This window comes from Streptomyces sp. NPDC031064, from assembly GCF_055570965.1.
Map to the genome: position 1 here is coordinate 260512 of NZ_JBVIGF010000010.1, position 12813 is coordinate 273324.

Here is a 12813-nt window from a genome sequence, read left to right on the forward strand (position 1 = left end):
CGGTCCGGGCACCGGTCGAGGTTCGGGCCTCGTCGGCCCGCTCCCCTTCTGCGGTCGCGGGTCCGACTCTACGTTGGAGGTCCAGAGTCGGAAGACCGGCGGTGAGCGCCGCCGCGCAGGGGGAAGGTGGGCCCGGTGTTCAGCAGACTCCGCACGTTCTTCAGCTTCTTGAGGTCTTCCTTCAGGTCCGTCGGCGGCACGGCGCCGGCGCGGGAGGACCGGGCCTCCGGGGCGGGGAAGTCCGGCGGCCGTCAGCACAACATCTTCGAGGCCGCCGCGGCCTATGTGGCCGCGTGCGCGGACGATGACCAGGAGCGCATCGACGAGGCGGAGGGGTGGGTGTCACCCGAAGCCCTGTCGTTCGGGGTGAGCGAACTGGCCTGCCGGGCGATCATCGCCCTCGCACGGGAGCGCAACGAGTCCCCGCAGACCGTCGCCCGTAGCCTCCTCGGCCTCCCGGTGGCCTGACCGTGTCCTGTGTTCGGCCCGCCGGACCCTCGACGTCGGGGTTACTCGCTGGTTAAGGTGCGCCGACGAACGTTGGGAGGGAGGGGCCATGGCCGGGACGGAACCCGTTGGCGTGGGCGAGGCCGAGGACGACGCACTGTACGTGCTGACCGCCGTACTGCTGACGCCCGCGCAGTTCCCGAGCCTGCTCGGCGACGACTATCCCGAGGCGTGTGCGGCACTCGGGCTGGAACCGTACGCCGAGGGGTACGGGCTGGTGCTCGGCCAGGACGGCGAAGGGGCCCGATGGACCGTGGTCGTCGACGACGTGTCGCTGGTCGCGGTGGCGATCGCCTCCTGGGACTGCGGCATGGAGTACGACCTGTCCCCGGACGAGCGGAGCGTCGTCGTCGCCCTGCCGGGCTGGCCGCTCGCCCTCGCGGTCGCCGCGCCGCACGTGCCGCTGCCACACGACCCCGAGACGGCACCCGACGAACGCCGGCCGCTCACGCCGCCGGACCCGGAGCAGTGGGGGCCCGCACAGCGCCGGATGGGCGCCGACGCGGTGGCCCTCCAGTGGACCGTCTGGCGTGAGCAACTCGGTGAGGACGACTTCGCCAAGCCGGCGGACGCGCGGCGGGAGGACGGTGGCGCCACGCCGGAGCGCCGGGACGCAGCCGGCGAGCGGTCCGACGAGCAGTCCGGCGACGAGCATGGCCCGCTGCGGCGTGTTCTGGCGGAGCTGCGCGGTTACCTGGAGCAGCCGCCCCCGCCCGGCCGGGTCCGGTCCGGTTTCGCCCCTGGCGGGGCACGGACGCTGCGCGCGGACGGGCCCGGCTGGTCGGTGGTGGCCAGGACGGACGACATGGCCTTCGTCCTGCTGGACGAGATGCCCCGCGAGGTCCTGCCGATCGGCCGTGGCCCGAACCTGCCCGCCCTGCTGGCCGCCCTCGACGCCATGGCGGTACGTCCGGCCTGACGAGCAGACCCGGTCACGGTCCGCTCAGGCGGTGGGTTCCTCGGCGCCGCCCTCGCCGTCCTCGGGGGTGTCCTCGGCGGGGGTCCGCTCCTGGACGTCGGCGTCCGCCGCTTCGGAGAGGTCGGGGTCCCAGTGGTCGGTCCCGCTGCCCGCCTGTTCGTCGGGCAGGTCCCTCGGTACGCCGGGTCCCTCTTCTCCCGCGCCTTCGAGCCGCTTGTCGTCCATGGTGTCTCCCTCCGGCGTTTCCGGCCGGGCGGGTACCCACGGACCCGCTGCTCAGACCCGTTCGAGCGGGCGGTGCGGGCCCTCCGGGAGCTCGATCTTGACCGCGTCGCCCGGCCGTACCGGTCCACCCGTCCTCACGATGCCCATGATCCCGGCCTTGTGGATGATGGCACCGGTCTCGTCGCGGCCGACGACCTGCTTGAGGAGCCCGTCCTGGAACGCGTCGATCTGGACACAGGGATTGCGCAGACCGGTGACCTCGACGATCGCCTCCGCGCCTATGTGCAGCAGCGTGCCGGTGGGGAGGCCCAGCAGGTCCACGCCGCGGGTGGTGATGTTCTCCCCCAGTTCACCGGGCCGGACGGTGAACCCCTCCTGGGCCACCTCCTCGAACAGCTCCTCGTGGATGAGGTGCACCTGCCGGAGGTTGGGCTGCGTCGGGTCCTGCGCCATACGGGACCGGTGCTTGACCGTGACGCCCGCGTGGACGTCGCCCTCCACACCGAGTCCGGCCAGCAGGGTGATGCCCGGCCGGTTGGGCTTGGTGAAGGCGTACTCCCCGTTGCTGCTGACCGCCGTGACCGTACCGCCCATCGTGCGGACCCCCCTTTTCGTTCAGATGATCTTCTCGTCGCTCGCCATCATGCCCTGCGCACCGGCCGCCGGGAACACCGGCCGCCAGCAGACGCGGCTGGTCAGCGGAGGTGGCCGGTCAGCGGCCGAGCTCCTTGCGGCTCACGCGGCGCAGCCGGCGCCGCTGGCCCGGATCCAGCGCCAGGTAGGCGACGGCGGGTACGCCGATCAGCACCAGCAGGGACATCCAGAAGCCGATCAGCGGCCAGAGGAGCAGACCCACGGCCACTCCCCCGATGACGATCTTCGTCCTTGTCGACATGTTGTGATGCCTCCTTCACGGCCGGCCACGGCCGCTTCCTGTTCTGTCAACGCGTGATCGGGCGCGCCGGTTCCAGGGCCCGCGGCTCAGGCGGTACGCAGCGGCGTGCCCACCTCGTGCAGGTGCCCCAGGGCCTGGCGGTACGAGTCGATGAACCCGGTCTCCGTGTACGGAATGCCCAGCGAGCGGCAGTGGGCACGCACCGCGGGCTGCGCGAGCCGCAGGTGGGGGCGGGGCATGCTGGGGAAGAGGTGGTGTTCGACCTGGTAGTTCAGGCCGCCCAGGAACCAGTCGGTGACGGCGCCACCGCGGATGTTGCGGGACGTGAGCACCTGCCGGCGCAGGTGGCCCCAGGGCTCGCCGTCCGTGTCGGGCACTTCCATGCCCTTGTGATTGGGGGCGAAGGCCATGCCCAGGTGCACGCCGAGCAGCATCTGGTGGATCAGCGCGAAGACGACGGCCTGGCCCACGGACATGGTGGTCAGCAGGAGCGTCACATAACCGGCGACGTGTGCGAACAGCAGGCCGCCCTCGATCACGCGCTCACGCCCGGTCTGGCGAGGGCCGTCCTTCGAGAACAGCGCCTGGAAGCCGTACAGCTTCAGGGCGAGCCCTTCGAGCGTCGTCAGCGGGAAGAACAGCCAGGCCTGGTGGCGGGCCAGCCAGCCCTTGAAGCCGGTGCGTCCCACCGCCTGGTGCTGGTTGAAGACGAGGACGTCCGGGGCGACATCCGGGTCCTTCTCCTCGTGGTTCGGGTTCGCGTGGTGCCTGTTGTGCTTGTCGTTCCACCACTCCTGGCTCATACCGAGCAGCAGGTTGGCGTGCAGCAACTGGATGAGGCGGTTCCTGTCCCTGTCGGCGCTGATCTGCGAGTGCCCGGCGTCGTGACCGAAGAAGGCGGCCCGCGCGGACAGCACGGCCAGGGGGACGGCCAGCAGCAGGGACCACCAGGAGTGGCCGAACAGCACGAGGCCGACGACGACCGCCGTCAGGGCGAGCAGGTTCACGCCGATCCCGAGCGCGTACCAGCCGGTGCGCCGCTCCAGCAGCCCCTGGTCCTTGATCGTGCGGAGGAGGGGGGCGAATTCGCTGCGTGAGGGACGCTTCCCCCCTCCCGTGCCGGCGGGCACCTCGGGTGAGGAGGAGGAGGCGGCGGATGCGGGAGCAGATGCGGAAGCGGGTGCAGGGGCGGGAGCGGGAGCTTGCGCTGGGATGGTGAGGGCAGAGGTGGCCTGAGGCATGGCTTCTCCGGGTCTGGTGAGGTCCTGTGCGCAAGACGTGCGCCGACCTGATGAACGTACGGATGAGCGATAGCCCAGAGCCATGGCACCACCACCCGAAAACAGGGTGGGGACTTCCCCAGGGTACTGGGGTGGTGCTGGCCGCACCCTGAACGGGAAGTGGGCTATATCACGACACACTCACCGCCGTTGGGCAGGGTCTTCGGGTACCCTCGGCGCTTCGACTCCCCGCTAGTCAAATTTGAGGAATGCGTCAGCGCTGTGCACAGGCCTTCCGGAACAACGCTCCACGAGACCCCCGACGTTTCCCCACTCTCCCGCTGCTCCACCGTCTTCCTGCCCGCCGATCCACCCCGCACCGGACGCGTCGCGTTCTGGCTCCCCGGCGGCGGTGAACCGCCGTCAGGCGGCCCCCACGATCAGGACCACGGCCACCACCACGACCATCCCCACGGCCACCACCACGGGTCCGTGGAGGAGTTGACCGTCGTCGGCCCGGACGCACGCCCGGCCGCCGTACGCGCGCTGCTGCTGCCCGTGCGGGAGGCGTTGCCGATACTCACCCGGGCAGGGTGTGCGGCGGACGCCTCGCCCGCGACGGCGTTCTGGCGCGGCGCCACCCTGCTCGCCCTTCAACTGATCTCGCGTGGACTGCTGTTGCCGGGGCTGAGCGCGACCGATCACGACGCCTGGCGCGTCGGTCCGCTCACGGTGGAGGACCTGGAGCGGGTGCGTACTCTCGCCGCCTCCATGCCGCCGAGCGCTCACGCGGTTCCCGTGGGCACGGCGCCGGACGGCATGGTCCTGCTGCCCGAACCGGAGCGGCTGCTGCGGTCCTTTCTTGACGCGGTGGCCGACACGCTGCCGCGCACGCCCGCGGCGCCGCTCGCCTCGGGCGGTCCGGCGTTCGCGGCCGACGAGCCGCAGCGCGTGCCCGAGCAGCGGGCCTGGGCGGCGGACGTCGCGGCGGGCCACGACGCGGGCGTACGGCTGTCGTTGCGCATCGAGGTGCCAGGACTGGACACGGAGCGGGGTCCCGCCTTCCGCGCCGTGCTCCAGATGCACAGCGTCAGCGACCCCGCGCTCGTCGCCGAGGCCGCCGACGTGTGGGCCGGCACGGCCGGGGACGGGTTCGGGCCGCGGGCCCGGATGGACGCACTGCTCGCGCTGCGCCGCGCCGCCCGCGCGTGGCCGCCGCTCGCCCCGCTGCTGTCCGCGTCCGTCCCGGACGCCGTCGACCTGGCCGACGAGGAGGTCACCGAGCTGCTGGGCGAGGCGGCCCGGGCGCTGGCCGCCACCGGCGTACAGGTGCACTGGCCACGGCAGTTGGCGCGCTCGCTGACAGCGCGTGCGGTGATCGGACCGCCGGACGAGATCCGGTACGGAGAAGACCGGCTCGGAGAAGACCGGCACGGAGAAGCCAGGCACGGAGAAGGCCGGCTCGGAGAGGACCAGGACAGCCAAGGGCCGTATGGTAAGGGGCAGTCGGGCCTGCCGTCGTTTCTGTCCGCCGACGCGTTGCTTGCCTTCGACTGGCGTTTCGCGCTGGGCGGCCAGGAGCTGTCCCGCGCCGAGCTGGACCGGCTCGCCGAGGCGGGGCGGCCGGTGGTGCGGCTGCGCGACCAGTGGGTGCTGATCGACCCGGAAGAGGCCCGGCGCGCGCGGGAGCACCAGGACCGCAAGGTCACCCCGATCGACGCCCTCGGCGCCGTACTGACCGGGACCACCGAGGTGGACGGCCGGCAGGTGGACGTGCAGCCGTCCGGCTGGCTCCAGGCGCTGCGCGACCGGCTGGCCGCCCCCGAGGGAGCCCGCCCGGGTACGGGCGAGCCGGAGATCGGGCAGCCCGCGGCCCTCGCCGCCACCCTGCGCGACTACCAGTTGCGCGGCCTGAACTGGCTGCACCGGATGACCTCGCTCGGTCTCGGGGCCTGTTTGGCCGACGACATGGGCCTGGGCAAGACCATCACGCTCATCTCGCTGCATCTGCACCGGCAGACCGACGCGTCCGCCGCGGGCCCCACCCTGGTCGTCTGTCCGACGTCCCTGATGGGCAACTGGCAGCGGGAGGTCGAGAAGTTCGCGCCCGGCACGCCGGTGCGGCGCTTCCACGGCTCCGGGCGGGACCTGGAGGGCCTGGAGGACGGCGAGTTCGTCCTCACCACGTACGGCACGATGCGGCTGGACGCGGCCCGGCTCGCGCGCGTGGACTGGGGCATGGTGGTCGCCGACGAGGCGCAGCACGTCAAGAACCCGTACTCGGCGACCGCGAAGGAGCTGCGCAGCATCGGCGCCAAGGCGCGGGTGGCACTGACCGGTACCCCCGTGGAGAACAACCTCTCCGAGCTGTGGGCGATCCTCGACTGGACCACACCCGGGCTGCTGGGCCGCCTGGGGACCTTCCGCAGCCGGTACGCGGAGGCCGTCGAGGGCGGCGCCGATCCGGCGGCTGCGCGGCGACTGGCGGCGCTGGTACGGCCGTTCCTCCTGCGCCGCCGCAAGACCGACCCCGGGATCGCCCCGGAGCTGCCGCCGAAGACGGAGACCGACCGGGCGGTGTCGCTCACCGCCGAACAGGCGGGCCTGTACGAGGCGGTCGTACGCGAGACCATGGCGGCGATCGCGGAGGTGGACGGCATGGAGCGCCGGGGCCTCGTCGTGAAGCTGCTGACGGCGCTCAAGCAGATCTGCAACCACCCGGCGCAGTACCTCAAGGAGGAGCGGCCCAGGATCGCCGGCCGTTCCGGGAAACTGGAACTGCTGGACGAGCTGCTCGACACCATCCTCGCCGAGGAGGCGAGTGTGCTGGTGTTCACGCAGTACGTGCAGATGGCGCGGCTGCTGGAGCGGCATCTGGCCACGCGCGGCGTGCGTACCCAGTTCCTGCACGGCGGCACGCCGGTCGCCGAGCGGGAGGCCATGGTGAACCGTTTCCAGGCGGGTGAAGTCCCCGTCTTCCTGCTGTCGCTTAAGGCGGCGGGTACGGGGCTGAACCTCACCCGGGCGGGCCATGTCGTGCACTACGACCGCTGGTGGAACCCGGCCGTCGAGGCGCAGGCCACGGACCGGGCGTACCGCATCGGGCAGACGCAGCCCGTGCAGGTGCACAGGCTCATCGCGGAGGGGACGATCGAGGACCGGATCGCGGGCATGCTGGCGCGCAAGAAGGAGCTGGCGGACTCCGTGCTGGGCTCCGGCGGGGACGACGCCCTGACCGGGCTGACCGAACTGACCGACGCCGAACTGGCGGAACTGGTGGAGCTGCGTGGAGTGCGAGGGAGCGCGCGATGAGTCGGGACGAGGACATGGAGCGTACGTTCGCCGCGCTGCCTCCCGCGCGTGGACAGGGTTTCGCGCGGACCTGGTGGGGCCGGGCGTGGCTGAAGGCGCTGGAGGACACGGCGCTCGACGGGGCGCAATTGAAGAAGGGCCGCAAGCAGGCGCGGGACGGAGCGGTGGGTGCCGTGTCGGTGCGTCCGGGGCGGATCACGGCGGTCGTGAAGGACCGGGACGGCACCCCGCAGCGCAGTGATGTGCTGTTGCAGGAGCTGACCGAGGAGGAGTGGGACCGCTTCCTGGACATGGCGGTGGACCGGGCCGGCCATATCGCGGCCCTTCTGGACCGGGACATGCCGCCGCACCTGGTGGAGGACGCGGCGGCCGCGGGCGTCGAGCTGCTGCCCGGGATCGGTGACCTGGAGCCCGAGTGCGGGTGTGACGCGTGGGACCACTGTCCGCACACGGCGGCCCTCTGCTACCAGGTGGCGCGGCTGCTGGACCAGGACCCCTTCGTGCTGCTGCTGATGCGGGGCCGGGGGGAACGGCGGCTGCTGGACGAGTTGCAGGTACGGAGTGCGGCGCGGGCCGTGCGGGCCGGCCAGGACGAGGAGGAGGCCGCAGCCCCCGGCGGGCCCGAGGGGGTACGGGCGGACGAGGCGTTCGCCGCGCGGGACATCCTTCCGCCGCTGCCCGCGCCGCCCCCGGTGCCGGAGACGCCCGGGGAGCCCCCGTCGCTGGACACCGAGGCCCGGCCCGCCCCGGGCGTCGACCCGGCCGCGCTGGAGCGACTGGCGGCGGACGCGGCGGCGCGCGCCCACCGCATGCTGGTGGACGCGCTCGCCGCCGGGCATGGGCACCGGCCGGTGGAGGCGCCGCTGACGGCGGAGCAGGACGCGGTACGGCTGGCCGCATCGGCGGCGTGGGCGCCGGAGGCCCTGGACCGGCTCGCCTCCGGAACCGGCCGCCGGCGCGCCGACCTGGACGTCGCCACGCGCGCGTGGCGGCTGGGCGGCGCGGACGCGCTCGCCGTACTGGAGGAGGACTGGAGGCCCGGACCGGAGCTGCTGGCGCGGGCCAAGGCGCTGCTCGCCGCCGCATGGGAAGACGCCGAGCGCCCGGCCCTGCGGGCGGACCGCCCGGGCCGCTGGACGGTGGCCGGCGCCGGCGTACAGGTACGGCTGGACGGCGACGGGCGTTGGTGGCCGTACCGCAAGGAGTCCGGCCGCTGGACCCCGGCCGGCCCGCCCGACCCCGACCCGGCCGCCGCCCTGGCGGGCGTGCCGACGGGCGACGCCTGACATCAGGCCGACGTCCGCCTGGCCTGACGTCAGCCCCGACGTCACGGCGCCACGGCGCCCCGGCCCGTGCACGGGTGCCGTGGCGCCCGCCCGTGCGCCGGGAGCCGTGGCGCTCGGCCGCGGCCGGCCCTGAGCACCCGGCCGGGCCCCGCACCGGCCGGGTGCTCCGGGCCTTGGCCCTGGCCCTGGCCCTGAAGGCCTGAACCTCAAAAGCCCTCCAGCCGCAGAGGCTTGGAGCCGCAGCAGCCCAAAAGCCGCGAAGCCCTGCAGCCGCACAGGCCCCGAAAACCGCAAGAGCCCCTGAAGCCCCTCCGCCAAGAGCCCGCAGCCCAGAAGCCCCGCGGCCCAGAAGCACTGAAGCCCTGGACCCCGAATGAAGCCCCGGACCCCGAATGAAGCCCCGGCCCCCGGAAGCCGCGGCGCCGGAGGGCTACCCGAGCTGCCGCTCCGCCGCGTCGACCGTCTGGGCGAGCAGCACCGCGATGGTCATCGGGCCGACGCCGCCCGGTACCGGGGTGATCAGGCTCGCGCGGGCGGCGGCGGAGTCGAAGTCGACGTCGCCGACGTTGCCGGGGTTGTAGCCCGCGTCGATGACGACGGCGCCCGGCTTGATGTCCTCGCCCTTGATGAAACGGGGCTTTCCGACGGCGGCGACGAGGATGTCGGCCTCACGGACGGCCGCCGAGAGGTCGGCGGTGTACGAGTGGCAGTACGTGACCGTCGCGTTCCGCGCCAGGAGCAGCATCCCGGCGGGCTTGCCGAGGATGGCGCTGCGGCCGACGACGACGGCCCGCTTGCCCGCCGGGTCGACGTCGTACGCGTCGAGCAGCCGCATGATGCCGCCGGGCGTGCAGGAGACGAACCCGGGCAGGCCGAAGCTCATCGTGGCGAAGGAACTGAAGGTCACGCCGTCGACGTCCTTCTCGGGGGCGATCGCCTCGAACGCGGCCCGCTCGTCGATCCCCGGGCCGACCGGGTGCTGGAGCAGGATGCCGTGCACCTCGGGGTCGCGGGAGAGGTCCTGGAGGGTGGCCACCAGTTCGGCGGTGGTCGTCGTGGCGGGCAGCTCGATGTGGCGGGAGCGGATTCCGGCCTTCTCGCAGCGGGCCCGCTTCATCTTCACGTACGTCACGGACGCCGGGTCGTCGCCGACCAGGACGGTGGCCAGGCAGGGCCGCTTGCCGGTGCGGGCGGTGAGGTCGGCGGCGCGGGCCGCGGTCTCCTCGACGAGGCGGCGGGCGAGGCCGCTGCCGTCCATGAGGCGGGCGGTGGTCGGGGTGGTGGACATGGCGGTCTCCTGAGCGGTCGTCAGTGGATCGCCCAGGCGCGCGGCAATGGCGTCGGTCCGCCGGGCCGCTCCCCGGTGGTACTCCACCCAAGCGCCAGTCACGGCCCGCCGCCCACTCTACGGGACGGTTCCGCGCCACGTCCTGGGAGCCTGCTCGTGGATCGCTTGTGAGGGCGGCCGGGGACGTCAAGGATGGCGCGGAAGACCTCGGTGGGGAGGGCGACGTGAACGACCCCTGGGTGGCCTTGGAGCGGGGTGCCGATCCTGTGGAGCGGGCGGGGGCGCTGCGCCGCGCGCATGAGGCGTTCATGGCGGGCGGGCGGGGGCCGGAGTCGGTGCGGCCGGTGGTGCGCCCGGTGGTGGCCGCTTCGTGGCGGCGCTCGGCGCGGGCCCGGGTGTGTCCGGACGGGGCGGCGTGCGTGGAGCTGGACGGGGACGCGTTGGCGGCGCACCGGGAGGGGCATCCGCTGGCGGCCGTGATGCCGGTGATCCGGGAGTTGACGGGGGCGTACGCGAGGGACGGGGAGCACCTGGTCGCCGTATGCGACGCGTTCGGGCGGCTGCTGTGGGTGGAGGGGCACCCGGGGACGCTGCGCCGCGCGGGGCGGATGAATTTCGTGGCGGGAGCGCGGTGGGCCGAGTCGGCCGCGGGAACGAACGCGCCCGGTACGGCGATCGCCGTCGACCGGCCGGTGCAGGTCTTCGCCGCCGAGCACTTCCGGCGGCCGGTGCAGGGCTGGACGTGCGCGGCGGCGCCGGTGCACGACCCCCGTACCGGGCGGCTGCTGGGTGCGGTGGACATCACGGGCGGGGACCGGCTGGCGCATCCGCACAGCCTGGCGTTCGTGCAGGCGGTGGCGCGGGCGGCGGAGTCGCAGCTCGCCCTGCTGGCCCCGGCGCCGCCGGCGGGTGACCGGCTGCGGTTGTCGGCGCTCGGCCGGGACGAGGCGGTGCTGGTGGCGGGCGGGCGGCGGACGCGTCTGAGCCGCCGGCACAGCGAGATCCTGGTGGTGCTCGCCCACCGGCCGCGGGGCATGGGCGGTGAGGAACTGCTCGCCGCGCTGTACGAGGACGAGTCGGTCACCCCGGTGACGCTGCGGGCCGAACTGTCACGGCTGCGTGCCGTGTTGGCGCCCGGGCTGCTGCGGTCGCGCCCGTACCGGCTGGCGGCGCCGGTCGACGCGGACTTCGAGGCCGTGGAGCGGAAGGTGGCCTCCGGAGCGGTCGCCTCGGCGCTGCGCGGGTACGCCGGGCCGCTGCTGCCCGGCTCGTGCGCACCGGCGGTGGTCCGGCTGCGGCGGCGGCTGGCCGACGGGCTGCGCGCCGCGCTGGTCGCGCGCGGCGACCCGCTCCTGCTCGCCGACTGGGCGCACAGCCCGTGGGGCGAGGACGACCTGGAGGTGTGGCGGGCGCTGGCGGCGGCCGTACCGGCGGGCGGCCTCGCCCCCGTACAGGCGCGTCTGGAGGCTCTGGAGGCGGAACTGTCCGGGCTGTCGGGCGCAACGCGGCCGCAACGTCCGCGTCCCTAGCCTCACCGTGAGCGCCGGCCGACGGCGCGGTACCAGGGAGGCCCGGATGACCCGTTACGCAGCGCCCGGCACCGAGGGCGCGATCGTCTCGTACGAGTCGCGTTACGACCATTGGATCGGCGGCGCCCATGTGCCGCCCGCTCGCGGCGAGTACTTCGAGAACCTCAGCCCGGTGAACGGCCTGCCGTTCACCGAGGTCGCGCGGGGCACCGCCGAGGACGTCGAGCGCGCCCTGGACGCGGCGCACGCGGCGGCACCGGCGTGGGGCCGGACCGCCCCGGCGGAGCGGGCGGACGTCCTGCTGCGGATCGCCGACCGGATGGAGGCGAACCTGGAGCGGCTGGCCGTCGCGGAGAGCTGGGAGAACGGCAAGCCGGTCCGCGAGACGCTCGCCGCCGATCTGCCGCTGGCCGTCGACCACTTCCGCTACTTCGCCGGCGTGCTGCGCGCCCAGGAGGGCTCGCTGAGCCAGCTCGACGACGACACCGTCGCGTACCACTTCCACGAACCGCTCGGTGTCGTGGCGCAGATCATCCCGTGGAACTTCCCCCTGCTGCTGGCGGCCTGGAAGCTGGCCCCGGCGCTCGCGGCGGGCAACGCGGTGGTCCTCAAGCCGGCCGAGCAGACGCCGGCGTCCGTCCACGTGCTGATGGGGCTGATCGCCGACCTCATCCCGCCGGGCGTGGTGAACATCGTCAACGGCTTCGGCACGGAGGCCGGCAAACCGCTCGCCTCCAGTCCCCGCGTCGCCAAGATTGCCTTCACCGGCGAGACGACGACGGGACGGCTGATCATGGGGTACGCCGCCGAGAACCTCAAACCGGTCACCCTGGAGCTGGGTGGCAAGTCGCCGAACATCTTCTTCGACGACGTATGGGCGGCGGACGACGACTTCCGCGACAAGGCCCTGGAGGGCTTCACCATGTTCGCTCTCAACCAGGGCGAGGTGTGCACGTGCCCGTCACGCGCGCTGATCCAGCGCGGCCACTACAGCGAGTTCCTGGAGGCCGCCGTCGCCCGCACCGAACGCATCGTCCCGGGCCACCCGCTGGACACGGACACGATGATCGGCGCCCAGGCCTCCCACGAGCAGCTCCAGAAGATCCTCTCGTACCTCGACATCGGCCAGCGGGAAGGCGCCAAGGTCCTGACGGGCGGTCAGCGGATCGAGTACGACGGTGAGCTGGCGGGCGGCTACTACGTCCAGCCGACCATCTTCGAGGGCGACAACCGGATGCGGATCTTCCAGGAGGAGATCTTCGGCCCGGTCGTCGCGGTCACGTCGTTCACCGACCTCGACGACGCCGTCTCGACGGCGAACGACACCCTGTACGGCCTCGGCGCCGGCGTCTGGACTCGTGACACCACCACCGCGTACCGCGCCGGACGCGCCATCCAGGCGGGCCGCGTCTGGACGAACTGCTACCACGCCTACCCGGCACACGCGGCGTTCGGCGGCTACAAGCAATCGGGCATCGGACGGGAGGGGCACCGGATGATGCTGGACCACTACCAGCAGACGAAGAACCTCCTGGTGTCGTACTCGCCGAAGAAGCTCGGCTTGTTCTAGCGACACGACGGAAGGCGCCTGACCTGGGTTTTTCCCGTCAGGCGCCTTCGGCTCGACCCGCT

The 12813-nt window shown here is 73.2% G+C and carries 11 protein-coding genes and 1 riboswitch; of the genes, 6 read left to right on the forward strand and 5 right to left on the reverse strand.

The features are described from left to right. Positions 1 to 135: 135 nt before the first annotated feature. Both ACZ46W_RS31795 and ACZ46W_RS31800 read left to right on the forward strand, forming a co-directional pair. Entirely contained in the window at positions 136 to 468 is a 333-nt protein-coding gene (locus ACZ46W_RS31795; protein ID WP_468345073.1) for a hypothetical protein, read from the forward strand. Positions 469 to 556: 88 nt separating this feature from the next. Then, positions 557 to 1426 carry a hypothetical protein gene (locus ACZ46W_RS31800; RefSeq protein ID WP_468345076.1) on the forward strand — a complete coding sequence of 290 codons (870 nt, stop codon included), beginning with the start codon at positions 557 to 559 and terminating at the stop codon, positions 1424 to 1426. A 24-nt stretch (positions 1427 to 1450) separates the two neighbouring features. Here ACZ46W_RS31800 and ACZ46W_RS31805 read toward each other — a convergent pair whose 3' ends face one another. From ACZ46W_RS31805 to ACZ46W_RS31820, 4 genes are all read right to left on the reverse strand, one after another. Next, positions 1451 to 1651, reverse strand: coding sequence for a hypothetical protein (locus ACZ46W_RS31805; protein WP_468345079.1), 201 nt, complete (start codon positions 1649 to 1651; stop codon positions 1451 to 1453). Between the two features lie 51 nt (positions 1652 to 1702). After that, positions 1703 to 2245 carry an MOSC domain-containing protein gene (locus ACZ46W_RS31810; protein ID WP_468345082.1) on the reverse strand — a complete coding sequence of 181 codons (543 nt, stop codon included), beginning with the start codon at positions 2243 to 2245 and terminating at the stop codon, positions 1703 to 1705. A gap of 118 nt (positions 2246 to 2363) precedes the next feature. Next, positions 2364 to 2546: a hypothetical protein gene (locus ACZ46W_RS31815; RefSeq protein WP_126885285.1), complete on the reverse strand. Its 183-nt coding sequence runs from the start codon at positions 2544 to 2546 to the stop codon at positions 2364 to 2366. Between the two features lie 86 nt (positions 2547 to 2632). Continuing rightward, positions 2633 to 3787: a fatty acid desaturase family protein gene (locus ACZ46W_RS31820; RefSeq protein WP_468345085.1), complete on the reverse strand. Its 1155-nt coding sequence runs from the start codon at positions 3785 to 3787 to the stop codon at positions 2633 to 2635. 261 nt (positions 3788 to 4048) lie between these two features. On the opposite strand from ACZ46W_RS31820, the gene ACZ46W_RS31825 reads away from it, so the two are divergent. Further along, the gene (locus ACZ46W_RS31825) at positions 4049 to 7078 is read left to right on the forward strand and encodes a DEAD/DEAH box helicase (RefSeq protein ID WP_468345089.1); all 3030 of its coding nucleotides are present in this window, start codon (positions 4049 to 4051) and stop codon (positions 7076 to 7078) included. Further along, positions 7075 to 8364 (forward strand): SWIM zinc finger family protein, encoded by a 1290-nt coding sequence (locus ACZ46W_RS31830; RefSeq protein WP_468345092.1) that lies wholly within the window; start codon positions 7075 to 7077, stop codon positions 8362 to 8364. Before ACZ46W_RS31825 ends, ACZ46W_RS31830 begins: the two co-directional genes overlap by 4 nt. 430 nt (positions 8365 to 8794) lie before the next feature. Here the strand turns inward: ACZ46W_RS31830 and ACZ46W_RS31835 are convergent, their stop codons facing one another. After that, positions 8795 to 9652: a bifunctional 5,10-methylenetetrahydrofolate dehydrogenase/5,10-methenyltetrahydrofolate cyclohydrolase gene (locus tag ACZ46W_RS31835; protein ID WP_468345095.1), complete on the reverse strand. Its 858-nt coding sequence runs from the start codon at positions 9650 to 9652 to the stop codon at positions 8795 to 8797. A gap of 23 nt (positions 9653 to 9675) precedes the next feature. Then, positions 9676 to 9764, reverse strand: a riboswitch (ZMP/ZTP riboswitch). Between the two features lie 112 nt (positions 9765 to 9876). Between ACZ46W_RS31835 and ACZ46W_RS31840 the strand changes: the two genes are divergently transcribed. Together ACZ46W_RS31840 and exaC are read left to right on the forward strand one after the other, a co-directional pair. Next, positions 9877 to 11181, forward strand: coding sequence for a GAF domain-containing protein (locus ACZ46W_RS31840; protein WP_468345098.1), 1305 nt, complete (start codon positions 9877 to 9879; stop codon positions 11179 to 11181). 46 nt (positions 11182 to 11227) lie between these two features. After that, positions 11228 to 12751: an acetaldehyde dehydrogenase ExaC gene (gene exaC / locus ACZ46W_RS31845; protein WP_468345101.1), complete on the forward strand. Its 1524-nt coding sequence runs from the start codon at positions 11228 to 11230 to the stop codon at positions 12749 to 12751. Positions 12752 to 12813 lie beyond the last annotated feature (62 nt).

Bases quoted from the DNA above. Each gene is read 5' to 3' on its own strand.
- ACZ46W_RS31805 (WP_468345079.1), bottom strand. From the start codon at position 1,651: ATGGACGACAAGCGGCTCGAAGGCGCGGGAGAAGAGGGACCCGGCGTA.
- ACZ46W_RS31820 (WP_468345085.1), bottom strand. From the start codon at position 3,787: ATGCCTCAGGCCACCTCTGCCCTCACCATCCCAGCGCAAGCTCCCGCT.
- ACZ46W_RS31800 (WP_468345076.1), top strand. From the start codon at position 557: ATGGCCGGGACGGAACCCGTTGGCGTGGGCGAGGCCGAGGACGACGCA.
- ACZ46W_RS31830 (WP_468345092.1), top strand. From the start codon at position 7,075: ATGAGTCGGGACGAGGACATGGAGCGTACGTTCGCCGCGCTGCCTCCC.
- ACZ46W_RS31835 (WP_468345095.1), bottom strand. From the start codon at position 9,652: ATGTCCACCACCCCGACCACCGCCCGCCTCATGGACGGCAGCGGCCTC.
- ACZ46W_RS31815 (WP_126885285.1), bottom strand. From the start codon at position 2,546: ATGTCGACAAGGACGAAGATCGTCATCGGGGGAGTGGCCGTGGGTCTG.
- exaC (WP_468345101.1), top strand. From the start codon at position 11,228: ATGACCCGTTACGCAGCGCCCGGCACCGAGGGCGCGATCGTCTCGTAC.
- ACZ46W_RS31810 (WP_468345082.1), bottom strand. From the start codon at position 2,245: ATGGGCGGTACGGTCACGGCGGTCAGCAGCAACGGGGAGTACGCCTTC.